Raw genomic sequence first — 24,825 nt, 5'->3', positions numbered from 1 at the left:
ATATGACAGTTAAAGTAGGTATTAATGGATTTGGACGTATCGGCCGTTTGGCATTCCGCCGCATCCAAGACGTAGACGGAATTGAAGTTGTTGCAATCAACGACTTAACAGATGCGAACATGCTTGCACACTTGCTAAAATACGATACAACTCAAGGACGTTTCAACGGTACAGTTGAAGTTCACGATGGTTCTTTCAACGTTAACGGTAAAGAAGTTAAAGTTTTAGCTAACCGTAACCCTGAAGAATTACCATGGGGCGAACTAGGTGTAGAAATCGTATTAGAATGTACTGGTTTCTTCACTTCTAAAGAAAAAGCTGAATTACACTTAAAAGCTGGTGCTAAACGTGTAGTTATCTCAGCTCCTGGTGGTAACGATGTACCAACAATCGTTTACAACACTAACCATGAAACACTTACAGGTGACGAAACAGTTATTTCTGGTGCTTCTTGTACTACTAACTGCTTAGCTCCTATGGCTAAAACTTTACAAGACAAATTTGGTATCATCGAAGGCTTGATGACAACTATCCATGCTTACACTGGTGACCAAAACACATTAGATGCTCCACACCCTAAAGGCGACTTCCGTCGTGCGCGTGCGGCTGCAGCTAACATCGTACCTAACACAACTGGTGCTGCTAAAGCTATCGGCTTAGTAATTCCTGAATTGAACGGCAAATTAGACGGTGCTGCTCAACGTGTTCCAGTTCCAACTGGTTCATTAACAGAATTAGTAACTGTTTTAGATACTAAAGTTACTGCTGACGAAGTAAATGCAGCAATGAAAGAAGCTTCAGACGAATCATTTGGTTACACTGCTGACCCAATCGTCTCTTCTGACATCGTTGGTATGACTTTCGGTTCATTATTTGACGAAACTCAAACTAAAGTAATGACAGTTGGCGACAAACAATTAGTTAAAACTGTTGCTTGGTACGACAATGAAATGTCTTACACTGCTCAATTAGTTCGTACTTTAGAATACTTCGCTAAATTATAAGATTCGCTTACGCGTAATCTAATGTAGTACTTTTAAAGCGGGGAAGCGACGCGCTTCTCCGCTTTTTTTATGAGATAAATTTAGGAGGCAAACATACAGATGGCTAAAAAAACAATCGAAGACATTCAATTAAAAGATAAAAAAGTTTTAGTCCGTGTTGACTTTAACGTGCCGTTAAAAGATGGTGTAATTGGTGATGATACACGTATCAAAGCTGCTTTACCAACTATCAAATATGTAATCGACAACGGCGGCAAAGCAATCTTGTTCTCACACTTAGGTCGTGTGAAAACACAAGAAGATAAAGCTGGCAAATCTTTAGCACCCGTTGCAAAACGCTTGGGCGAATTATTAGGTAAAGAAGTAACTTTCGTACCTGAAACTCGTGGTAAAGAATTAGAAGACGCCATTGCAAATATGCAAGACGGCGATGTTTTAGTATTTGAAAACACACGTTTTGAAGATATCGACGGTAAAAAGGAAAGCGGTAATGACGCTGAATTGGGCAAATACTGGGCATCTTTAGGCGATGTATTCGTAAACGATGCATTTGGTACTGCTCACCGTGCCCATGCTTCTAACGTTGGTATTGCTTCAACAGGTATCCCAACTGTTGCTGGTTTCTTAATGGAAAAAGAAATCAAATTCATCGGTGAAGCTGTTGAAAATCCTAAACGTCCAATGATCGCTATCTTAGGTGGCGCTAAAGTGTCTGATAAAATCGGTGTGATTGAAAACTTGATTCCAAAAGCGGACAAGATTTTAATCGGCGGCGGTATGACATATACTTTCTACGCAGCTAAAGGTATGGCAATTGGTAAATCATTAGTTGAAACAGACAAAATCGAATTAGCAAAAAGCTTAATCGAAAAAGCTGGCGACAAATTAGTTTTACCAATCGACAATATTTGTGCCGCAGAATTTTCAAATGATGTGCCAACTGAAACTGTTGAAGGCGAAATAAAAGGCGATGTTATGGCTTTAGATATCGGCCCTGCATCTATTGCTTTATTTGCTGAAACATTAGCTGGAGCAAAAACTGTTGTTTGGAACGGACCTATGGGTGTGTTTGAAATGTCTAACTTTGCTAATGGTACAATTGGTGTTTGTGAAGCAATTGCTAACCTTGAAGATGCAACAACAATCATCGGTGGTGGTGATTCTGCAGCAGCAGCTGAACAATTAGGCTTTGCTGACAAATTCACGCACATTTCAACTGGTGGTGGTGCCTCTCTAGAATTATTAGAAGGTAAAACATTACCAGGTTTAGCTGCTATTAACGACAAATAATTTAAAGTTGAAATGGTCTTGAAAGGGGAACCTTTTGAGCTAATTTTACGAGTGAATTTTTAAAAGAGGAGTTGCACAAAATGCGTAAACCAATTATCGCCGGAAACTGGAAAATGAACAAAACCTTATCAGAAGCACAAAGCTTTGCAGAAGCAGTGAAAACTGCGGTTCCTTCAAAAGATTTGGTAGATTCTGTGATCGGTTCACCTGCTTTATTCTTAGCACCATTAGCTTGGAGCTTGAAAGATTCTGAAGTACAATTATCTGCTCAAAACTGTTTCTGGGAAAACGAAGGAGCCTACACTGGTGAAAACTCACCAGCTGCGATCGCAGACCTTGGCGTACAATATGTGATCATTGGTCACTCAGAACGTCGCGAATATTTCCACGAAACAGACGCAGAAATTAACAAAAAAGCAAAAGCAATTTTTGCCAACGGTATGACACCAATCTTGTGCTGTGGTGAAACTTTGGAAACTTACGAAGCAGGCAAAACTGCTGAATGGATCGAAGGTCAAATCACTGCTGGTTTAGCTGATTTATCTGCTGAACAAGTTTCAAGTATGGTAATTGCTTATGAACCAATCTGGGCAATCGGTACTGGTAAATCTGCTGATGCTAACATTGCAGACGAAATCTGTGGTGTTGTACGTCAAACAGTTGCTAAATTATACGGTTCAGAAGTTGCTGATAAAGTACGTATCCAATACGGCGGTTCAGTTAAACCTGAAAACATTGCAGAATACATGGCCAAAGAAAACGTTGACGGCGCATTAGTCGGCGGCGCAAGCTTACAAGCGGATTCATTCTTAGCCTTATTAGATGCAGTTAAATAATCTAACAACAACATTAAAAAAATGAGTTTTAATTTGCAGAAATGCATAAAATTCACTAAAATTGTGGATGAAGGGTTTTAACCCTTTTGAAATACAAATCAAAGGAGAGAGACAAACATGTCAATTATTACTGATGTTTACGCACGCGAAGTCCTTGATTCACGTGGTAACCCAACAATCGAAGTAGAAGTATACACAGAATCAGGTGCTTTTGGTCGCGGTATGGTTCCTTCAGGCGCTTCAACTGGTGAATACGAAGCCGTTGAATTACGCGATGGTGACAAATCTCGTTATGGCGGCAAAGGCGTTCAAAAAGCCGTAGACAACGTAAACAACATTATTGCAGAAGCTATCATTGGCTACGATGTTCGTGACCAAATGGCTATCGACAAAGCAATGATCGAATTAGACGGAACTCCTAATAAAGGTAAATTAGGTGCCAACGCAATCTTAGGCGTTTCAATCGCTGTAGCTCGTGCAGCTGCTGATTACTTGGAAGTACCTTTATACCACTACTTAGGCGGTTTCAATACTAAAGTGTTGCCAACTCCTATGATGAACATCATCAATGGTGGTTCTCACTCAGATGCGCCAATCGCATTCCAAGAATTCATGATCTTACCTGTAGGTGCACCTACATTTAAAGAAGGCTTGCGTATGGGTGCTGAAGTATTCCACGCATTGAAATCTATCTTATCTGAACGCGGCTTAGAAACTTCAGTCGGTGACGAAGGTGGTTTTGCACCTCGTTTTGAAGGTACTGAAGATGCTGTTGAAACAATCGTTAAAGCAGTTGAAAAAGCTGGCTACAAAATCGGCGACGATGTACGTTTAGGTTTTGACTGTGCAGCTTCTGAATTCTACGAAAACGGCGTATATGACTATGCTAAATTCGAAGGTGAAGGCGGAGCAAAACGTACTTCAGAAGAACAAGTAGAATACTTGAAAGAATTAGTTGAAAAATATCCATTCATCATCACTATTGAAGATGGTATGGACGAAAACGACTGGGAAGGCTGGGAAAAATTAACAGCTGAACTAGGCGACAAAGTTCAATTAGTTGGTGACGACTTGTTCGTTACAAACACTGAAAAATTATCTGAAGGTATCGAACGTAACGTTGGTAACTCAATCCTAATTAAAGTTAACCAAATCGGTACATTAACAGAAACATTTAACGCTATTGAAATGGCTAAAGAAGCTGGTTACACAGCAGTTGTTTCTCACCGTTCTGGTGAAACAGAAGATTCAACAATCTCTGATATCGCTGTTGCAACAAACGCTGGCCAAATCAAAACTGGTTCTCTTTCACGTACTGACCGTATCGCTAAATACAACCAATTATTACGTATTGAAGACCAATTAGGTGAAGTAGCTGAATACAAAGGTCTAGCTTCATTCTACAACTTAAAAAACAAATAATTAAAAGTTTAAATAAAGCTTATTCTAATAGGAATTAAAACTGTTCGGACGTAATTAAGACTCTTCTTTTGAAGGGTCTTTTTTTGTCGAATGAGATTGTTTGTTAAGGTATACCAATTTTTCAATACTGTAGAATTTCACGTATTGCAAAGTACAAACAGCATCAAGTTAGCAATACTAGACACGACTTTTCTTTTATTAATTTATAAAGAAAGGTGGTGTTTTTTTGTGTTACTTCGAGAAATTTTAGATGAATTTTTATTGGATTGTCGTATTAGAAATTTATCAAAGCGTACAATTACAACGTATGATTATCAGATTTCAATTTTTGTTAATTACATGGAGTCAGAGTTTGATGAGTCAAAGCTTTTAAAAGTTAAGAAGGTTCATATTAAAAAGTATGTTTTAGATTTACAGGAAACGAAAAAGGCTACTTACATTAATCAGTTGATTAAAACTCTTAAATTATTCTTTAAGTATATGGTAAAGGAGGAGTATATTGAGAAGAATATTGTTGAAGATATTTCTTATCTAAAAACAGAAAGGGCTTTACTTAATACGTTTAATGACAGCGAAGTATCCAGTATGATTAATTATTATGGAAAGAATAAAGATTTCATCTCTCAACGTAACAAAGTAATTATTGAGATATTTGCTGATTGTGGTTTACGTGCTCAAGAAGTTAGGGAACTTAAAAATGAGAACATGTTTGATACTTATATTAAATTTTTTGGCAAAGGAAGAAAAGAAAGGATAGTTCCTATTAGTCCTTACTTGTCCTATTCACTAAAAAAGTATAATCGAACAAAGAAAGGTTATTTTAATAATCTCAGAAGATATAGAGAAATCGATGATTATCTATTTGTGACTAAAAGTGGTCAACAGCTCAAAAACAATGTTTTACTAGAAAAAATTGTCAATGAAGCAAGTTATCATGTTGGTGTTCGTGATGAAGTTCAGAGAAAATCTTGTCATTCATTGAGACATTACTATGCTCAAAAACTATTAAAGAGTGGTGTAAATCTTTACACCATAAGTAGATTGCTAGGACATTCAAACATTAAAACAACTCAAACATATCTTAATAGTTTAACGAATGAAGAGATATTAACAGATGTTAAAGGTATCACACCATTAACAAGACTAATTGAAGAAAATAAGCTTTAGGTTAGGTAGTGATGTAATATTGTTAGTACTATTACTAACATTCGAGGATGAAACTATTAAACAAGTAGAAGGAGTCAGCAATGAAGAAAGTAGCATACATCAGAACATCAACAGGCAAGCAAACACTAGGTATAGAAGTTCAGAAAGAAGCCCTTAAAGCCTATCATCCAACACATTGGTTCATTGAACAAGTCAGTGGTCGCAAGGAGAATAGAGAGCAATTAAACAAGGCTCTAGATATTTTAGAAGAAGGAGATACACTCATAGTCTATAAACTTGATAGATTAGGTCGGAGCACTAAACAATTAGTTAATCTCATTAGTCAGTTAGAAGAGAGAAAAATTCATCTCAATATCATTACAGAAGGAATTGATACAGCAACAGCGACAGGAAAACTTATTTTTACAATCCTTTCAGCAGTTGCAGAGATGGAAGCCTCTCTTATCTCAGAACGTACAAAACAAGCTCTAGCAATGTCTGAGAACAAAGGTGGAAGACCTAGACTAAATCATTTAACCAAAGTTAAAGTGCTAGAAATGCATCAAAAACAAGCTTTTACAGTGAATGAGATAGCTCTTAAACTTGATATAAGTGAAAGTAGCATCTATAGAATACTTAGAACACATCAACAAAAAAATAACAAAGGTTGATAAACTTTTAGTAAGTATCGTATAATGATAATCAGAAACGAACGTTTTTGACAGGAATTAAATTATACAAAACTGACTCACTAAGAATCTTATGAAATCAACCTTTTGGTTATTTTGTAAGGTTCTTTTTCTATATATTTCATTATTATCTAATTCGTTCGTTTTAGACACAGTCTAATACAGTGTTAGTAATAGTGAAATTAAGTAGTGAAAGGAGTTAGTTTGATTTATTAGGGGTGTACCTTATTACCAAAAAAGAGAGGTTTGATTTGTGGGAATGCTAGTACCACATTTAGCTCTCAACTAATTTAAAATACAGAAAAGAGGAAAGTTATATGGATGGAGAAACAAAAATGTATGTTTGGTTACTTATAGGATTAGTGTCTTTATTGATTTGGGTACTTTATGAGAAAGGAAAACAGGGAAATGAAGAACAAGTAAAAACAGATAAAAAACTAGATGAATTAAATATTGATGCTGAATCGTATTTTATTGAAAGTAATAACATGAAAATAGGCATAGATATTAATAAAAGAATTGTATTTCAAGCTGGTATAGAAACAGGCACTACAATTTTTACAGATGGCACATATCATTCTAAAGTACAGTTGATTGATTTAAATAATGTAATTGATGTTCAAATTATCGAAGATAATCAAGTAACGAATAAAGTTTCAAATTCAAGTATGATTGGAAGGTCACTAGTTGGGGGAGCTTTAACTGGTGGTGTAGGAGCAATAATTGGTGGGAGCACAGCTAAATCAAATTCTACAAATGTTGTTAAAGAAATTAGTTTAAGATTTAAAATGAATGATATGGAAAATCCTTATTATGATATATCAGTATTTAGTAATTCAAAAGGTATAGATAGAGGTAGTGAATTTTTCAAAAATAAGTATAAAGAGATATTGAATTTGTTTGGAAGAATTGAATTGGTTTTAGAAAACGAAGAAACTGACTAAAGGTATATACCTTTAGTCTCTCAACTATACAAGAAATACAAAATACGAGTATAAACGGTATAAAGTACCTTAAGTGAATTAGTATCGTGTATACACGTTCTTATATGACAAATAAATATCAATTTTATAAGAACCGTCCTTTTAACACTTCAAAGTAAGCTTTGGAGTGTTTTTTGTTTTACCTTTTCTAGAATAAAGTTTTGATAAACGTATAAATAATAAAGTGAAAGAACAACTTGTACTACCCCCACATTGAAATTTTCAGTAAAATGTGATATAATACTTGTATAACTGAAAGAGGTGTGTTAAAATGCGCATCCGAAAACATAACATTTAATCAAAACAAACTAAAACATTAAAGCAACACAAACGTAAGTTTTAGCTCGAGGACATCAAACATTTTATCGAGCGCTTATTTTGTGTTGCTTTTTTATTGTTTAGAAAGGGGGAAGTGTATTGAGGGTGAAGAAGGTAATTTAATACGTTTGATATTTAGATTTTGTAATGAATAATAATAAAAAAGAAGAACTATGAAAAAACATGAAATAAAAACATAAAACTTAACATTATGTAGTTCTCTTTTCAGATATTTTGAAAAGGGGAACTGAGTATAATGGGAAAAAATAAAGAAAAAATCACTAAGCGTGAGGAACAATTACTTGAACAAATAAAAAATCTATATATAGGTTATCGAAAAAGTTATATAAAAATGTACTATAACAAAGGAGAGTCCACAGCTAAATACTATAGACCAACATGGGCTCTGCACGATTATCAAATTTTGGCTCATGTTAGACAAAAACAAACGATTGGGATTTTTGCTGGACAAGTTTTTTGTAAATTTATCTGTTTTGATGTTGATTCTCCTGAATTGGAATTATCAAGACATACAACTAAAGCCTTGGTAGTATTGTTGAATCATGATTACAATATTTCTTTAGATGATATACATGTAAGCTTTAGTGGAAAAAAAGGGTACCATGTAGAAATTTTTCTTGATGAGTTTATTGAATCAAATAAAATGGAACATTTTTATTATGATGTTCTTAATAACTTAGGTAAATTGTCAGAGGAGGTTGAAATTGAACTTAGACCTTTACATACAGTAGGATTGAAGTTACCTCTATCTATTCATAAGCAAACTAACAAATATTGTCATTTTGTAGACAACCAAACATTGAGAAAAAAAACAGATTCTGAAAAATACTTTTTATCAATTGAACCAATGAGTAAAGATTATTTTGAAATCGAGATATTACCAGACTCTAAAAAGATAAATCAAGTTCAATTTTTGAATGAAGATGAAAAAATTGAATCTAAGAAGATTATTAATAACATTAACTACAAAATCGATATTGAAAGTGAAACAAAAGCTATTTTATTAGTTTTAAAGGATAAGCATTTATTATATCCTAACAGTCGTCATAACTTTTGTTTTAAGGCTTCAATATTTTTAAAAGAACAGGGACATGATATTGAGGATACATTGAAGATATTGACCGATGTATTAGAAAATACATTTAAATATTACAGAGATATGATAGATAAATCTACAACACAAGATTATGCTCTAAAAGAGTTAAAAAGAATTGTAAAAAATACGTATAACAAAAACTATATATGGGGTCAAACATCAAAAGAAATAAAAATTTATAAAGATGAGTTAAAAGAAGTATTAAATATTAGTACAAATGGAAAAAGTTTACACTTAAAAAAGCTAGCATTAAGTACATTAATTCAATCCAAAAGATATGCAAGTCAAAATGGAGTATTTTATATGCCATATAGTACAATGACAAAAATGGGAAATACTGGAAGTAGAGGGAGATTACTTCAGTACTTATTAAATTTAGAAGAAATGGGTTTTCTAGAAGTGGTTAGTAGAAATGAAAAATCTGAAGGTACATATAAAAAAAAGGCAAATAAATATAGAGTTAGTATTGCTCAAGAGGATGGAGATGAATTTATTGTGCTAGATTTGAATGAAATAGGTAAATATGATTTAAAAGATTATATTGTTGAGTTACTTACTATTAAAGAAGCGAAAGAAATATTAACTAAAAGTCAATTTTATGATTTAGGATTAGCAAAACTGTATAAAATGAAAAAGCAGTAGTGCTAAATTTCAGTTGTATCTATCTACTGGTATTGTGATTCCTGTAACTCTAGATATTGTTATCATTAGTTGTAGTAAAAGATAAAAGAAACTACAACTAATGATTAATAATAATAAGATATTATGTTACGTTTAACGGAAAATTAATCGTTAAGCATAAAAATTATATTTAGGAAAGCTGTGACAATGATAAAAAGAAGAGCAGTCGCAAAGAAGTGAACTAATTCATCATATAAAATAGAACAATATTTTTTAATTTTCAAATATCCAAATTGGGTTATTCAGAAAATTTTGGAAATGTTAAATTGGCTCACTATGTATTGTTTATTGGTATCTTTAGCAATAGTTTGATGAACTTTTCTATGTCTTTAATTCGAGTAAGACTCTCATAAAGAGCATAGTAATAATAATAAGATATTATGTAACGTTTAGCTGAAAAATAAAAATTATACTTAAACAAAGAAGTATTTCTAAGCAATATACGACTGAGCCTACCTTTATAATTAGGAATAATATACGTAAAGTATCAGCTATAAAACATAGTTGAATTATGATACTTTGAGTTATAATGTTACTTTTTCTATAAACATTAGTGGTCAATATTGAGCTCAGGTAAGATTCTTTCTATGAAGTTATATTGATAAAAAAGTATTATTTTAGACGTAAATGGAATGTAAGTATTTGAAAGTGAATTGTTATGAATATTAATTGAATGATTGCATTTTAGCAAAGGTTGTTAATTGCTTTGATAATCAGTTGAGTTGTATCATGTTCTTAATTCGAGTAAAGCTCTCATTAAGAGCATAGTAATAATAATAAGATATTATGTTACATTTAGCTGAAAAGCTACAAAAATTTGCTTTTAAAAAAGGCAAAATGCTATCTTAATAGTAAGACAAGTACTTTATTGGAGGAGGAGTAAAGATGTATAGAAAAAGAAAAAATGATGAATTTAAGTTATTGGTATTTGAGTGTTCTTTTCTAGCAGAAAATACTAAAGAATTAAACTTCTCTCAGGGATTTCCACCTGAATTATCTGGAATTATGGGCGCTGTTGGAACTTCTGCCTTAGGAGTAGGGGCAGTTTTTACGGCATTTTCAGGTATGAGCGGAGCAAGTATCATGACTACATTGGCAACGTTTGGATTGGGAGGAGCTGTTGGGGGCATAGTGAGTATTGCATCATTAGTAGCATTCCCAGCTGTGTTAGTTGGTGGTAGTATGTATGGTATTGCAAACCAAAGAAAACTAAAGAAAGAACTAGTTGATTTAATAAAACTATCTTATAAATTGGAAGCTGTACTTTTTAGTGACGAAAGAAAAAATGTACAAGGACTTTTAATTACAGTTAGGGAATACCGTACTAGATTGATGGAAAAGCATAAACTGCAAATTAAGTAATTCAACATATTTACTCAAATGAATATAAATTAAAGAATCCTATGAAAGAGATATTTTATTGATTTCATAGGTATTTTTTTATTTGTAAATGTTCTTTTTGAGTACACCTAAACTATACAATGAGTAGTCATTGATATATAATGATTTTAAGGTGTTCAATATACATGTTCATTATATATAAATCATAATAGGAGGATTACCATGACAAGAATTGGATATGCAAGAGTTTCATCAAGAGAACAAAACTTAGAAAGACAATTTGAGTTGTTAGAGAAGGCAGAAGTAAAAAAGATATTTTCAGATAAATTAAGTGGTAAAGATAATAATCGCCCAAAATTACAAGAGTTATTAAATTTTATTAGAGAAAATGATATAATCGTTGTAAGCGAATTAGATAGACTAGGGCGCAATAATAAAGAGATAACTAATATTATGAACCAGATACAAGATAAAGGCGCAACACTTGAAATCCTTAATCTGCCGTCTCTGAATGGTATACAGGACGATAACTTGAGAAGGCTACTAAATAATCTAATCATTGAATTGTTTAAGTATACAGCTGAAAATGAGCGTAAACAGATACGTGAAAGGCAAAGACAGGGCATTGAGTTAGCGAAAGAAAAAGGTAAATATAAAGGTCGTCCTTTGGCTTATAGTGCTGATTCAACTGATAAACAAAAACGTGTAACGTATGAGAAGATTGTTGAGATGTTGGAGAAAGATGTACCTATAACTCAGATTTCTAAAGAACTTGATGTCGCTAGGAATACGATTTATAGGATTAGAGATGAGCTATAAATTTGAGAATGGGAATGAGGATAGTGTTTTGAAAAATTTTGAAACTGAAGAAGTTGTCGTAGATATTATTAAGAATAAAAGAAATGAAAGCTCAAAATTAGATTATAAATTAATTGATTACAAAAATAGTGATGATGGTAAAAAGGAATTGGTGAAAGATGTAATTGCTCTGTTAAATACAGAAGAGGCTATAGGTGAAGATAAGTTTATTATTTTTGGAATTGTTGATGGCTCAATGTATAGGAGAGGATTAATCGAATTTAGAGATGATAATGAATATCAAAATATTTTTGATAATATTACACCAAGACCAATAATCGGGACAGGTACTATTGAATTTGAAGAAAAATTATTTGGTTTTATTAAAATTTTAAAATCAAATGACAAATTACCCTATTCTGTAAAAGAGGATTGTTATTTTCCTTCTGGAACTTCATTTATTCGAATAGGAACTACTAACAGAGGGTTGTCACAAAAAAAAAGAGAAGAATTAATGTTGAATAGATTAATAAAATATCCTAGCAATTTTGAATTAAATGAACAAGTTGATTTGATGAATGAAAGTCGAAAAAAAGAGTATTTTGATTCTGAATTAGAAAGTTTTAGAACTATTAATCCATCCTTTAATAATGGAGAATTTACTATAGGTAAAGGTTTAAGTATGTTTAAACTTAAATTTCAATCAGCAAGTAATTCTACTGCAAGAATATACAGTGATTTTGGGGAAATTAAAATAGGAAGATATAGCAATAGTTTAGCTTTTGAAGAGATAATAAACATTAAACAAATTAAAATACAAGATATAGATTTTTCTAGTAGAGTAGTAGACTTTTGCAAAGGAGAATTAGCAGTAATTATTAATCAATTTAGTAAGTGTTTACTCGTTCAATTTACAAGAATTGAGTCTAAATCACATGGGAAAGATGATGATAAATTATCTTTTAAATGGAAAGTTTTAAATTAATGAAAGTGGGTTGTGAAATGAAAAAGTTATATCATTATTGTAGTATTGATACATTAGAGTGTATATTAAAATATAAAACCATTCGTTTTTCAAGTTTAGTTGCAGTTGATGATATTGAAGAGGCAATGACTGAAGATTTTGATGAACTAGGCAGAATTTGTTTTGTTTCATGTTGGACTAATAAAGATGAAGAAGACGTAACAATGTGGAGAACTTATACAGAAGATTCTAATGGAGATAAATCAGGTGTCAGAATTGCTCTTCCAGACACCATTTTCAGAAATACAACTTTAGATATTGTTGAAGAGATGGAAGAAAAATATGATATACAAATGTCTCCAACAGTAACTGGAAGTATAAAGAGGGAACCTGATTTATTTCCAGTTACTTATACTGATGATGAAACATTGATAAATATGTCAGTATTTAAAAAACACAATAGAGATTGTGATAATTGTAATAAAAAAGCAATAGAAACCACGATAGATACTGCTTTTTTGGGGAAATTTAAAAGAACTGTGTGGTTAGGACAGTCAGAATGGAGATTTCGAATACTGGGATTACCAAAAGAATATTATAGAAATCATGCTCAAGGAAAATATCTATCATCAGATTTAACTCTAGAAGAACAAATTGAGTTAATGAATGAAGACATGAAGAATATTCCTTTTATTGAGAATTATATTGATTTTCCTTATAACCCTGAAATATTAACAAGCCTTGAAGTTTTAAGCAGTCCATTGAATACATCAAATGATGTGGAAAGAATTGAGTTAATACTAAAAGAATATACACAAGGAATAATACTTAAGGATAGTACGTTAAAAATTAGAAATCGAAATATTAATTGATAATTTTTATTTAAAATAAATAAAATTCTGATTTTATAGAAAGAAAAAACAATTGGAGAGGTGCTTGTATGGGGTTGTTGGACTTTTTGAAGGTAAACGAGTATAAAAAGGAAATAGAAGTATTAAACAATGATTTATCTAAATTAAAGGATAAGAAACTATCAGTAGAACAGATGACAGCATTAGAATTAAATGAAGAGATTTTAAAACAACAAAAGAATTTAGAACTACTCGAGAGTGAAATAGTAAAAAAACAATCTAAATATAGCGAAATAGAAACAAAATTTATTCAGAAACAAAGTGATATTCACACATTGCAATCAAAATTAATTGTAATAGAAGACGATTTATTAATGGAGTCATATGGGTTATATGTACCTAAGTATGATTTTGCGACATCTCTAGGATACAAAGAAAAACTAACTAGCATTCGCTCGACTCAAAAGCAAATGATTAAAGATAAAAGTGCAGTTAATTACTTTGACAATTGGGCAGTAGATGGAAGTAAGGCAAAAGGAAGAAAAATGACCAATGATAATATAAAGCAAATTTTAAGGTCATTTAATAATGAGTGTGAAGCATCAATTAATAAGGTTAAGTATAATAATATTCAATCGATTGAAAAAAGAATCAAGACATCTTTTGAGCAATTAAATAAGCTTAATAAATCAATTAAATTGTCTATCACTAATGAGTTTTTAAATTTAAAGCTTAATGAATTATATTTAGCTTATGAATATGAAAGAAAGAAGCAAGATGAGAAAGAGGAATTAAAAGAACAGCGTGAACGTGAGAGAGAGGAAAAAGCATTACAAAAAGAAATTCAAAGTAAAAAGAAAGTAATTGATAAGGATATTAAACATTATCAAAACTTAATTGATGAATTAAAGAAAAAGATAAGTGAGTCAAGTTCTGATGAAGAAAGAGATTCAATTGAACAACAAATTATTGATTTAGGTGTGAAAGTAAAAGAAAGAGAAGAAGAAAAGGAAGAGTTAGACTATAGAACCGCACACGCATCAGCTGGTTATGTATACATAATTAGTAATATTGGAGCGTTCGGTGATGATGTGGTGAAAATTGGAGTAACTAGAAGAATTGACCCACTAGAAAGAATAAGTGAGTTAAGCAGTGCATCAGTTCCATTTAAATTTGATGTTCATGCTCTGATATTTAGTTATGATGCGTATAAGCTAGAAACAGAATTACATCAGTATTTTAATTCATATAGAATAAATAAAGTGAATAATCGTAAAGAGTTTTTTAAGGTACCAATTTCTAAGATAGAGGAAAAATTAGCTGAATATGGAGAGCTAACGATTGATTTTAGAGCAAATGTGGATGCAGAGGAGTATCGTGAATCGCTTATATTAAAGTAATTTTTAATAAATTAAACAATTATATTTTTTAGAGAGTGAGGAAACTATTTTGTCTAACAATTCAGAGTATAAAGATATTTTGATATTAATAAGAGATAATTCACCAAATTCTTTAGAGATGGAACTAAACACCGTCGAAAGTAATTTTTATAACTATTTGATTAATCAAGGTTATATTCATGGAGCTAAAGTTGAAGAGTATATGTCAGGTGCTATGGTGTATGGAGCTAGTGTTTTTTTGACAAATAAAGGGGAAGTATTTTTGAAACAATTACTAGAAGAAGAAAAGCCAATCAGAATGACGGCTAAAAATAGCCATGAACAGATGCAAATTTTTTTAGAAAGAGTAGAAGATAATGATGATGAGTTGGAAATTCCAAACGATAGAGTAAGGAAAAAAGATTATTTTGATTTAGCAAATGAAGCAATTTCTATGGAACTAGTAAAAGGATTGTCAATACAATATGCATCAGATGAACCATTTTTTATAATAGATGGAATGAGAGTTACTAAGAAAGGGTTTGAGATTATGGAAAATGATTTTGAACAAAGTAATAGTGAAACAAAAGGTACCGTATTTAATTTTAATGGCGGTGATTTTTCAGGAGCACAAATAGGTACAAATAATATCCAGAATAATAATTATGGGAATACGTTGAATGAGATAGAGCAATATTTAAGTAAACTTTCTGAAAGTGAGAAAGCAGAAGCGGTTGAAATTGTAGAAATAGTCAAATCTACTGAAAAAGAAAAAAGTGGAGCCTTAAGCAAATTTACATCGTTTTTAGAAAATCATCCTAAGCTGGTAGAACTGACAGGGAAATTATTAGTTTGGAGCATGACTCAAATAAATTAACTATAATATTGAAAAGCTTTTTCATAAAGTTCCCTTGTTTGTTTTTCATCGCCGTAGGATAAGCAATCATCAGCATAACTTAAAGTCCAGAAGGGTTCTTCTTCACTTAAAGGATGAGGTATGAATAAATTCCAAATTAAATACATTTTTTGACCAAAATCATTAATTGTAAAATTATTATTTAGATAAATTTTTTCTATCTCTTGAAAAAGTATTTTCCCAAAGTGATGATAATCAATTTGATTAGTTAGGGTTAATGGAAAAAGTTTGTAAATAGCACCGTTTATATCTTTGTAAAGAAATTCTAAGTCTAATAGAATTGGGGTTTCAGGAGCATTAAGAAAGTAACTATCTAACTTTTCTAAATAACATGATGAATCAATTAAACCAACCTCAGATAAAATAGCTAATGTTAAAAGCTCTTCAAACATAAAAGCACCTCCATTTAGTGATTTTAATAATAACATATCAAAGTTTAATATTGCTAACTACAAAATGTATTCTAGTTAGTAGTACATAACAATCTATTTTTAAGAATGTTGATATACAAAGCTTTATGTGGTATGATTTTCTTTAAATAAAAGAAAAGTTCGTCTGACCGGATTGCTAAATACAACCAATTATTACGTATCGAAGACCAATTAGGCGAAGTTGCTGAATACAAAGGCGTTAACGCATTCTACAACTTGAAAAACAAATAATCATCGCTAATTAATTAGTGAATTGAAGCAATTTAAAGCCTGTGAGAATTTTCTCATAGGCTTTTTTGCTATTTGGGGATATTAAGTATACCAATTTTTGCGTACTGCCAGTTTTCACGTGTTGCTAAGTACAAAAGGTGCCAAGTTAAGTCATACCTGCGTATTTAACTAGATGAGTTAAAAAATATAAAAAAGGCTATTAAGCAAGCACGATTAATCTCAACATTAGTTGACTGGAAAAGCTATTTGCCATTTCGTTGAAGAAAATTTGCGCAAGTAAAACCCTATGCGTGTTAGGCTGTAGTTGAATAAAAGAAAATCGTTAGTGTTATGACAAATCCCATCAACTACTAACACCGACAATATGACTTGAAATACGTTCACAAATCAGCAAAGCCATTTCGTCAGCACTCTCAATCATACCGCCATTACACCAACTTCTGATAACATTAAATAAGCCACCAGCAAGGAACTTGATATTATACGATCGGTATTTTGGCGAACATTCTATATTGCATACCAATTTTTCAGAGAATGATTCTAGAAATTCAACTAATTCAGATAGAATGAGTATTGCCGAAGTTGATTTAAATATTGTGATAAAGAAATCCTGTTCTTGCCGCAAAGTTTCAAAATATACTCGTGTCAAATTAAAATTATCAACGTCCTCTTCAGTAAGACTATTTCTATATGTGTTATTAATTTCCCTAATCTGACATTTTACAACATCTTCTAAGCTATCATAATTTCTGTAAAATGCCATTCTAGAAACACCAGCTTTATTCGCTACCTCGCTAACTGATATCTTGTTGTACTCTTTATTTTTGGCGAGCAATATGAGAGCCTGAGAAATAGAATCTCTCGTAAGTTTCTTTTGCTCTTCATTATATGAATTGGACATAACAAAGCCTCCTGTTCTGTAACATCGCTGTGTATAAGAATTGCTTATTTCAATAGCAAAAACTATACTACAAATCACAAGGCGTTACAATTGAAACGTCAATTTGATATTGGAGTGATTTCTATTATGAAAACTTGGTTTATAACTGGAGCTACAGGTGGGCTTGCAACAGCTGTAATTAAACAATTACTTGAAAATGGTGACAGGGTTGCGGTTACTTCCAGAAAAGAGGGTGCTTTTGACGACTTGAAAAAACAATATGGTGATCAGCTTTGGCAAAGTTCATTAGACTTATCCGATGAAGATGATGTAAAGCGTACTGTAAACGCGGCATTTAATGATCTTGGAAAGATCGATGTTTTACTAAACAATGCTGCATATGGTTTGTATGGTGCTATCGAAGAAATTTCTGAGCGGCAAATGAAAGACGTTTTTGAAATCAATCTTTTTGGCTCTTTGAGAACCGCAAAAGCTTTTCTTCCTCATTTTAGAAAACAGGGTGGTGGACAAATCATACAAATATCAAGTATGGCTGGCCATTATTCTACACCTGCAATGGGAATGTATAGTGCCTCAAAATGGGCTGTTGAAGCAGCTTTTGAGGCTTTGTCACAAGAAGTTGCTCCCTTCAACATTCGTGTAACAATTGTGGATCCCGGCGGTATAAGAACTAACTTTGTTGGTGGAAATGGTGCTTTTGGCGATCGTTTATCTGCCTATGATAATACTCCAACAGGAAAAATTACGGATATCATGCAAAATGGCTTAACTGGAGCAAGTCAAACAGAAATTGATTCTTATCTTAAAACAATTGCAGGGGATCCCCAAAAAATGGCGACCAAGATTGTATCGTTAACACAAACCGATACGCCTCCGTTAAGAATAGTCTTAGGTAGTGACGCATTTCAAAAAATTCATTCTAGCTTAATCTCGCGAATTCATGCTCTAGAAGAAAATAAAACATTATCATGGTCTACTGACGCAGACGATTACACTAAATAGTGGTGTTAGGATGATTTAGTGGACACAGATCTTTTAGGTTAGTTTTCTGTTCAATTCTAACATAAAATTTTTCTGTGTTTTTGAGAACGTTAACCTTTTTAACCTTATGGTGGAAAAAATTATCAGGTATAGCCGACCGGATTGCTAAATACAACCAATTAGGCGAAGTTGCTGAATACAAAGGCGTTAACGCATTCTACAACTTGAAAAACAAATAATCATTGCTTAGTTTAAGACCACAGACAGTTTTGTCTGTGGTCTTTTTTTGTCTCTATGCAAAAGTATAAAATTCTACACGAATAGTCATTTTAAAGAAGTTGATTTCTGTCTGGCTTCATACTCAGCTTTTCTTATAGGTGTTTCTAATTCTTATTTAACAGGAAGCGGTATTTTTATTTGTCGTAGAAAGATTAGCGCACAAGAGATAAAGACAACGCCTAAAACAGCAGGGCTAAAGTGATTGAAGCGATAAAGTTGCCCGGCAACAATAGGGCCGATAATCCGTGCCAAAGCTTGGATGCTTTGGGCACCACCTTGCACTTGTCCTTGGGTATTTTCATCAGCAGATTTTGACAGCAGGCCGTTAAATGCAGGGCCAAAGATAGCATCGCCTAAACTAAAAATTATCATCCCTAAAACAAAAATGATTGCTTGATGGGTAAGATAGGCGCTACCAATAAAGAGATAGCCGAAAATTTATGCTATCATACCCAAGGAGATAATTTTTCGATCGGAAAAATGTTTCAAAAGTAAAGGCATAATAAAGGTTTGAGATAGAATATCTAAAATACCGATCAGCGAGAACATCAGACCGATAATTGTCGGCTTCCAAGCAAAAGTATCGATTGAAAATTGTGAAAAAATTGCCTGCAAGCCGCCATTAGGTAACCAAAGTAAAAAGGCGGTAAATAAAAGGCGATTAATGATGGGTAACTTTAAAATGGTAAGCAATTGCTTTAAAGGATTCAATTTTTGAAAAGAAATGTTTTGACTTCTTCTTTCTTGTGACAAGCTTTCAGGCATAAAAAAGAAACCATAAGCTGCATTCAATAAGCTAATTGCGGCCCCAACAAAAAATGGGGTGCTGTTACCAAAATTAGCTAACAAGCCGCCGATAACTGGTCCTAGTGCGGTACCAATACCTACAATGGCGCTAATCCAGCCAAAATATTGTGTTCGTTTTTCAAAGGGCGTAATATCGGCAAAGTAAGCGAAAATCGCTGCGATTTCACCGCCGGTAATGCCGTCAATGATGCGTCCTAAGAACAATAGCCATAACGAGCCACCGACACCAAAAATACTATAACCAATGGTAGCCCCAATTAAACTGATAATCAAAATCGGGCGTCTACCAAAGTGATCACTTAATGCACCTAAAATCGGCGCTGCTAAAAACAGCGCGGTTGCATAAGCTGCGGCTAAACATGTTACAACGCTTGCTTGTTGACTAACCTTAACATAAGGTGCGACTAAAAATGGTAAGACTGGATTTACAATCGTTAGGCCTAGTCCGGTTAAAAAGACTGAAATAAAACCAAAAATTAATGCATGTTTATTTGAATAAGAGTGGTTCATCGAAATTTCCTCCAATGTAATTTTGTTTCTTTGTTAACAAAAACGAGTGTAAAACTTTTATGTTTCTTTGTCAACAAAAAAGCCACACGCATGATTTACTTTCACGTGTGTGGCTTTTACAAATTATTGATTAGAGTAAGGCTAGGGGATTAGCGGGATTTTGGCAATTTTTTCAAGTGTTCACGGTAGCGGCCGATAAAACGAAAAACAGTGTCAAATTCTTCATCGGTCATATTCGTAAAAACTTCTTTATCACGATTGGCAAAGCGCTGATGTAGCATTTGGTGGGTTTGGTTAATGTGTTCTCCTTGAGTTGTTAAACGAAAATAGATTTCTTTTTTATTTTCAGGTAATTGATAACTGGTGATTAACTCTTTTTCCATTAGTTTTTTAGTTAGTTTACTAATGGCACCGCGGGTCATATAAGTAGCATTGGCTAACTTGGTTACGTTGGGATGAGTGAGTAATCCGATTTTTTCAAGCAACTCAATTTCGTTTAGTTTATACCCTTCTAAGGCACTTTGCATTTCTGGTCGATTGAGCCAAACTAATTCATTCGTTAAATCCATCAGTTGACCCATCAGTACTTGTTGACGCTGCATAATTTTCACCTTCAATAAAATATGTTCTGGCGTAAGTATAGCATGTTTTTTATCGGTACCAACGTAAAAGATTTGAAAGAGAAAAATAAAAGGTTGAAAAAAACGATAAAAAAACATCAATTTTCTATTGTCATTTTGAAGATAATTGCGTATAGTTAATTGCGAGTGAGAATCATTATCAATTAGATGGTTAGGATTGTGCATGTGAAAAAAATAGGAATCTTTTTACTTGTCATTTTATGTCTGTTTTCAATTTTTATTGGTGTGGGAGAAATGCACCTTACTGGTTTGATAGCTGGAACAAAGAGCCAATGGCTTCTTTTAGAAGAAACGCGTTTACCTCGGACTGTCAGTATTGTTTTAGCGGGAAGTATGCTAAGTGTTTGTGGTCTTGTGATACAAAAGGTATTACAAAATCGTTTTGTTTCTACGAGTTCGATTGGCATGATGGACTCAGCTCGTTTTGGAATCTTACTAGTCATGTTATTTATGCCCAACAGTAGTATCTGGCAACGTTCCTTTGTTGCTTTTATTTTTAGCTACATTGGTGTTTTAGCTTTCCTATTTTTGACCCGGCTATTGCCAAAAAATAACCCATTAATCGTTCCATTAATAGGCATGATGTTTGGTAATGTGATTGGTGCACTTGCCAATTTTTTTGGCTATCAATTTCAGTTGGTGCAAAATATGTCTTCTTGGTTACAAGGAAATTTTGCGACAATTATGAAAGAAGATTATCGTTTGATTTATTTAACGATCCCGGTGTTTATCATTATTTTTTTGTTGTTACAACAAATTATGGTGTTAAGTTTAGGTGATGATTTGGCGCAAAATTTAGGCGTGAATGTTAAATTAATGCAGTTTTGTGTCTTGGGCTTAGTCGCATTAGGCTCGAGTGTTGTTTTAATCATGGTCGGCAGTATCCCTTTTTTAGGGATAGTCGTGCCAAATCTTGTGACGTGGTATTTCGGAGATCATTTGAATCACTCCTTGGCTTTTACTGCCATTTTCGGTGCAAACTTCTTATTAATTTGCGATTTATTGGCCCGCGTGCTAATTGCCCCCTACGAGTTGCCGGTTAGTGTTGTCGTCGGGGTGATTGGTGGCATTATTTTTCTAACGTTAATTATAAGGAGGCGCAAATTTGCATGAAAATTTATGGGATAAAAGTTCTATTGCTAACGCTTTTAGCCTGCCTTTTAGTAGGACTATATCTAAGTTATGGGACATATGGAAATTGGTCTTTTGCCTTGGAATTGCGAGGAAAGAAGCTTTTAGCCTTCATCTTAGTTGCGATTTTAACCACAGTTAGCACGATTACTTTTCAAACATTGACGCAAAATAAGTTTTTAACCCCTGGTATCTTGGGAATTGATCAGTTATATGTACTGGTGCAAACAGGCTTGTTTTTTCTACTAGGTGGTGTGAATCTCTTGGCAGAAAAGTCAACGGGATTGTTTTTATTGAACATTATCTTAATGGCAGGACTCAGTGTTGTTTTTATTATTTTTTTTCTAGGAAAATCAGGAAAAGACTTATTTACTCTCTTACTAGTGGGGATGGTTGCCTCAAGTTTATTTTCAAGTATTAGTACTTTTTTGCAGGTTTTAATGGATCCAAATGAATATGATTTATTGCAAGGACGGCTTTTTGCTAGTTTTAGTAATGTTTCAAGCCATCATTTAGTTATCAGCGCAGGATTATTGCTGATCATTGTTGGTTTTTTCTGGTATTTTACCCCTGAGTTAGATGCCTTGCACTTAGGAGTCGATCTAGCTGTCAATTTAGGGATTTCGGTTGCTTTTTTACAAAAGTTATTGCTATTTTTGATTGCTGCCGCTACTGGAATTGCTACGGCTTTAGTAGGTCCCACAATCTTTTTAGGTTTTGTGATTGCAACCATTAGCTATGAAGTCTTCCCTAAGGAAAACCATCGCCAGCTTTTTGTAGGAGCCAGTTTAATTGCGGTAATCTTTTTAGTTGGCGGCCAATTTTTATTAGAACAAGTATTTGGCTTAAAAACGACAATCAGCATTTTAATCCAATTTATTGGGGGATTATTTTTTATCATTAAAATTATTTTGGAAAGGAAAAAGGCATGATTGAAGTTAAAGAAGTAAGTAAAGTGTATCAACAAAAAATTGTCCTAGATAAAATCGAACTCCAACTTCCTAAAGGTGAGCTCGTTGCCTTTATTGGTCCCAATGGTGCCGGCAAAAGTACCTTGTTAAGTATTATGAGCCGCCTGCAAGGTGAATTTAGCGGAGAACTTTTTATTGATAATGGTGAAATCAGAACATGGCATTCCAAAGAATTAGCCAAACGACTGGCCATTTTAAAGCAGAATAATCAACTTCAAGCACGCTTAACAGTAGCCGAATTAGTCGCGTTTGGTCGCTTTCCGTATAGTCGTGGTCGTTTAAATGAAGCAGATAAAAAAATTGTATCTGCGGCCATTGCTGCCATGTCTTTGACAGATCTCGCGGCAGCTGAGTTGCAAAATTTATCTGGCGGGCAATTACAAAGAGCCTATATCGCCATGATTTTAGCACAAGATACAGAATATATTTTATTAGATGAGCCATTAAACAATTTAGATATGAACCATGCTAATCAGATGATGCGCCTTTTAAAAAAATTAGTAAAAGAAACAAATAAAACGATTTTCTTAGTTATTCACGATATTAATTTTGCTGCCGCTTTTGCCGATACCATCGTCGCCTTGAAAGATGGTGCGTTATTCAAGATAGGGACAGCCGCAGAAGTCATTACTTCTGAAGTTTTAGGTGAGCTTTATGAAATGGAAGTACGGGTTTGTGAGTTGATGGGAAAACGAGTCTGCATGTATTTTGACGCAACAGATATTAGCGGTTAACCGCTTATCAATAACTTTTTTTGGGAGGATATGATGAAAAAAACAGTTTTAATGGTGATAGCAACGGTGATATTGGTATTAGCAGGATGTAGTAATAATAGTAGTGCCGATACAAAAGAGTCAACGGCTGCAAAAGATAAGAGTGAAGTGACAATTCAAGATGCTAATGGCAAAATAACCGTGCCCAAAGCGCCAAAAAAAGTAGTCGTCTTTGACAATAGTGCTTTAGATACGATGAATGTTTTAGGTGTTGGCGATAAAGTAGTGGGTGCTGCAACAGATAGCTTGCCTGATTTCTTACAAGACTATAAAAAAGTTGAATCTGCTGGTGGGATTAAAGAACCAGACCTGGAGAAAATTAACGCATTAAAGCCCGACTTAATTATTATTTCAGGGCGGCAACAAGATTTTCAAAAAGATTTAGAAAAAATTGCGCCCACGATTTTCTTTTCAACGGATAATAACGATACGTGGGGCTCGATTCAAAAACAAGTAAACGCCATTGCTAAAATCTTCGATAAAGAAGCAAAAGCGAAAAAAGAAATTGCTTTGTTACAAGAAAAAATTGATGCCACACATAAAAAAGCCTCTACTAGTGGAAAGGCGTTGGTATTATTAGCAAATGAAGGCAGTATCTCAGCTTATGGTAAAGGTTCTCGTTTTGGCATTGTCCATGATACCTTTGGCTTTAAAGAAGCTGATGATAAAATCAAAGCTTCAACCCATGGACAAAATGTTTCTTATGAATATGTATTGGAAAAAAATCCTGCAATTATCTTTGTCGTAGATCGCACGAAGGCAATTGGTGGGGATGATAGTCAAAATAACGTTGCCGCTAATGAATTAGTGAAACAAACAGATGCTGGCAAAAATCAAAAGGTCATTAGTTTAGATCCAAGCGTTTGGTATCTGGCAGGTTCAGGTTTAGAGTCTGTTAAAATCATGCTTGAAAATGTCAATCAAGCCTTTTAATACTCTTCAAAAAGCGTATCTTAGTGATTGTTACTAAGGTGCGCTTTTATTATTGCGAATTTGTATCGTTTGTATTATAATTTATAATACAAAGGGGTGAGGGCATGTTATTAGAGATTAACACACGTTCTGAAATTCCAATTTACCAGCAATTAAGCGAGCAAATAATTATGGGGATCGCAACTGGCGAACTTGCAATCGGTGAAAGTTTGCCAACGGTACGACAATTGGCAGACGAATTAGGCGTTAATACGATGACGATTTCAAAATCGTACAATCAATTAAAAGAAGCGGGCTATTTAATTACCGACCGCAGAAAAGGCTCCGTTGTGACTTTGCCGCAAGCTTACCAAGAGGCAGACAAAACAGACTTAAAAAAACGATTGGCACAGCTATTAGCAGAAGCCAAAATTCACCAACTAAAAGAAGTGGAATTACAAACGTTTGTTGCTGATATCTGGTCGAATTTTCCAGAACTAGAGGAAAAAAAAGACTAGCTTT

General features: G+C 33.3%; 24 protein-coding genes and 2 pseudogenes. 22 read left to right on the top strand and 4 right to left on the bottom strand.

Features of this window, described 5'->3' with window-relative positions; all coding sequences use genetic code 11:
* Positions 1-2 precede the first annotated feature (2 nt).
* From gap to JZO76_RS12445, 14 genes are all read left to right on the top strand, one after another.
* Complete coding sequence (gap, locus tag JZO76_RS12510; protein ID WP_206905069.1) at positions 3-1,004, top strand: type I glyceraldehyde-3-phosphate dehydrogenase; 1,002 nt, start codon at positions 3-5, stop codon at positions 1,002-1,004.
* A 99-nt stretch (positions 1,005-1,103) separates the two neighbouring features.
* Positions 1,104-2,294 (top strand): phosphoglycerate kinase, encoded by a 1,191-nt coding sequence (locus tag JZO76_RS12505; RefSeq protein ID WP_206905058.1) that lies wholly within the window; start codon positions 1,104-1,106, stop codon positions 2,292-2,294.
* 80 nt (positions 2,295-2,374) lie between these two features.
* On the top strand, positions 2,375-3,130 hold the full coding sequence (gene tpiA / locus JZO76_RS12500; protein ID WP_206905056.1) for a triose-phosphate isomerase: 756 nt from the start codon (positions 2,375-2,377) through the stop codon (positions 3,128-3,130).
* Between the two features lie 117 nt (positions 3,131-3,247).
* Positions 3,248-4,552, top strand: a complete 1,305-nt coding sequence (gene eno, locus JZO76_RS12495; RefSeq protein ID WP_206905055.1) for a phosphopyruvate hydratase — start codon at positions 3,248-3,250, stop codon at positions 4,550-4,552.
* 228 nt (positions 4,553-4,780) lie between these two features.
* Complete coding sequence (locus tag JZO76_RS12490; protein ID WP_206905053.1) at positions 4,781-5,719, top strand: tyrosine-type recombinase/integrase; 939 nt, start codon at positions 4,781-4,783, stop codon at positions 5,717-5,719.
* Positions 5,720-5,799: 80 nt separating this feature from the next.
* On the top strand, positions 5,800-6,369 hold the full coding sequence (locus JZO76_RS12485; protein ID WP_206905041.1) for a recombinase family protein: 570 nt from the start codon (positions 5,800-5,802) through the stop codon (positions 6,367-6,369).
* A 335-nt stretch (positions 6,370-6,704) separates the two neighbouring features.
* On the top strand, positions 6,705-7,331 hold the full coding sequence (locus tag JZO76_RS12480) for a hypothetical protein (RefSeq protein ID WP_206905040.1): 627 nt from the start codon (positions 6,705-6,707) through the stop codon (positions 7,329-7,331).
* Between the two features lie 613 nt (positions 7,332-7,944).
* Positions 7,945-9,447, top strand: coding sequence for a TOTE conflict system archaeo-eukaryotic primase domain-containing protein (locus JZO76_RS12475; protein ID WP_206905039.1), 1,503 nt, complete (start codon positions 7,945-7,947; stop codon positions 9,445-9,447).
* A 924-nt stretch (positions 9,448-10,371) separates the two neighbouring features.
* Complete coding sequence (locus tag JZO76_RS12470; RefSeq protein ID WP_206905038.1) at positions 10,372-10,848, top strand: hypothetical protein; 477 nt, start codon at positions 10,372-10,374, stop codon at positions 10,846-10,848.
* Positions 10,849-11,049: 201 nt separating this feature from the next.
* Positions 11,050-11,646, top strand: a complete 597-nt coding sequence (locus JZO76_RS12465) for a recombinase family protein (RefSeq protein WP_206905037.1) — start codon at positions 11,050-11,052, stop codon at positions 11,644-11,646.
* 28 nt (positions 11,647-11,674) lie between these two features.
* Complete coding sequence (locus JZO76_RS12460) at positions 11,675-12,610, top strand: ATP-binding protein (RefSeq protein ID WP_206905036.1); 936 nt, start codon at positions 11,675-11,677, stop codon at positions 12,608-12,610.
* 17 nt (positions 12,611-12,627) lie between these two features.
* Positions 12,628-13,461 (top strand): DUF2971 domain-containing protein, encoded by an 834-nt coding sequence (locus JZO76_RS12455; protein ID WP_206905034.1) that lies wholly within the window; start codon positions 12,628-12,630, stop codon positions 13,459-13,461.
* Between the two features lie 68 nt (positions 13,462-13,529).
* On the top strand, positions 13,530-14,840 hold the full coding sequence (locus JZO76_RS12450) for a DUF4041 domain-containing protein (protein ID WP_206905031.1): 1,311 nt from the start codon (positions 13,530-13,532) through the stop codon (positions 14,838-14,840).
* A 49-nt stretch (positions 14,841-14,889) separates the two neighbouring features.
* Positions 14,890-15,696 carry a hypothetical protein gene (locus JZO76_RS12445; protein ID WP_206905029.1) on the top strand — a complete coding sequence of 269 codons (807 nt, stop codon included), beginning with the start codon at positions 14,890-14,892 and terminating at the stop codon, positions 15,694-15,696.
* Here JZO76_RS12445 and JZO76_RS12440 read toward each other — a convergent pair.
* A complete protein-coding gene (locus JZO76_RS12440; protein ID WP_206905027.1) occupies positions 15,693-16,127 on the bottom strand; it encodes a hypothetical protein in 435 nt (144 codons plus the stop codon). The genes JZO76_RS12445 and JZO76_RS12440 overlap by 4 nt on opposite strands.
* A gap of 156 nt (positions 16,128-16,283) precedes the next feature.
* Between JZO76_RS12440 and JZO76_RS12435 the strand changes: the two are divergent.
* Positions 16,284-16,397 (top strand): annotated as a pseudogene (locus JZO76_RS12435) (hypothetical protein); the annotation flags it as partial.
* Between the two features lie 343 nt (positions 16,398-16,740).
* On the opposite strand, the gene JZO76_RS12430 reads toward JZO76_RS12435, so the two are convergent.
* Entirely contained in the window at positions 16,741-17,298 is a 558-nt protein-coding gene (locus JZO76_RS12430) for a TetR/AcrR family transcriptional regulator (RefSeq protein ID WP_206905023.1), read from the bottom strand.
* Positions 17,299-17,388: 90 nt separating this feature from the next.
* On the opposite strand from JZO76_RS12430, the gene JZO76_RS12425 reads away from it, so the two are divergent.
* Both JZO76_RS12425 and JZO76_RS12420 read left to right on the top strand, forming a co-directional pair.
* Positions 17,389-18,300: an SDR family oxidoreductase gene (locus tag JZO76_RS12425; RefSeq protein WP_206905019.1), complete on the top strand. Its 912-nt coding sequence runs from the start codon at positions 17,389-17,391 to the stop codon at positions 18,298-18,300.
* Between the two features lie 80 nt (positions 18,301-18,380).
* The gene (locus tag JZO76_RS12420) at positions 18,381-18,518 is read left to right on the top strand and encodes a hypothetical protein (protein ID WP_206905377.1); all 138 of its coding nucleotides are present in this window, start codon (positions 18,381-18,383) and stop codon (positions 18,516-18,518) included.
* 151 nt (positions 18,519-18,669) lie between these two features.
* Here the strand turns inward: JZO76_RS12420 and JZO76_RS12415 are convergent.
* Both JZO76_RS12415 and JZO76_RS12410 read right to left on the bottom strand, forming a co-directional pair.
* Positions 18,670-19,875, bottom strand: a pseudogene (locus JZO76_RS12415) (MFS transporter).
* A 149-nt stretch (positions 19,876-20,024) separates the two neighbouring features.
* Positions 20,025-20,477, bottom strand: a complete 453-nt coding sequence (locus JZO76_RS12410; RefSeq protein ID WP_206905015.1) for a MarR family transcriptional regulator — start codon at positions 20,475-20,477, stop codon at positions 20,025-20,027.
* A gap of 204 nt (positions 20,478-20,681) precedes the next feature.
* Between JZO76_RS12410 and JZO76_RS12405 the strand changes: the two genes are divergently transcribed.
* The 5 genes from JZO76_RS12405 to JZO76_RS12385 all read left to right on the top strand — a co-directional run bounded on the left by JZO76_RS12405 (position 20,682) and on the right by JZO76_RS12385 (position 24,821).
* On the top strand, positions 20,682-21,629 hold the full coding sequence (locus JZO76_RS12405) for an iron chelate uptake ABC transporter family permease subunit (RefSeq protein WP_206905003.1): 948 nt from the start codon (positions 20,682-20,684) through the stop codon (positions 21,627-21,629).
* Positions 21,626-22,579 (top strand): iron chelate uptake ABC transporter family permease subunit, encoded by a 954-nt coding sequence (locus JZO76_RS12400; RefSeq protein ID WP_206904988.1) that lies wholly within the window; start codon positions 21,626-21,628, stop codon positions 22,577-22,579. The genes JZO76_RS12405 and JZO76_RS12400 overlap by 4 nt, the downstream gene beginning before the upstream one ends.
* Complete coding sequence (locus tag JZO76_RS12395; protein ID WP_206904986.1) at positions 22,576-23,352, top strand: iron ABC transporter ATP-binding protein; 777 nt, start codon at positions 22,576-22,578, stop codon at positions 23,350-23,352. Before JZO76_RS12400 ends, JZO76_RS12395 begins: the two co-directional genes overlap by 4 nt.
* A gap of 33 nt (positions 23,353-23,385) precedes the next feature.
* Entirely contained in the window at positions 23,386-24,324 is a 939-nt protein-coding gene (locus tag JZO76_RS12390) for a siderophore ABC transporter substrate-binding protein (protein ID WP_206904976.1), read from the top strand.
* Positions 24,325-24,428: 104 nt separating this feature from the next.
* Positions 24,429-24,821 (top strand): GntR family transcriptional regulator, encoded by a 393-nt coding sequence (locus tag JZO76_RS12385; RefSeq protein ID WP_206904975.1) that lies wholly within the window; start codon positions 24,429-24,431, stop codon positions 24,819-24,821.
* The last annotated feature ends 4 nt before the right edge of the window (positions 24,822-24,825 follow it).

Source organism: Candidatus Enterococcus myersii (assembly GCF_017316025.1).
Classification (GTDB): domain Bacteria; phylum Bacillota; class Bacilli; order Lactobacillales; family Enterococcaceae; genus Enterococcus_C; species Enterococcus_C montenegrensis.
This window is presented reverse-complemented; position numbering and strand designations above follow the sequence as displayed.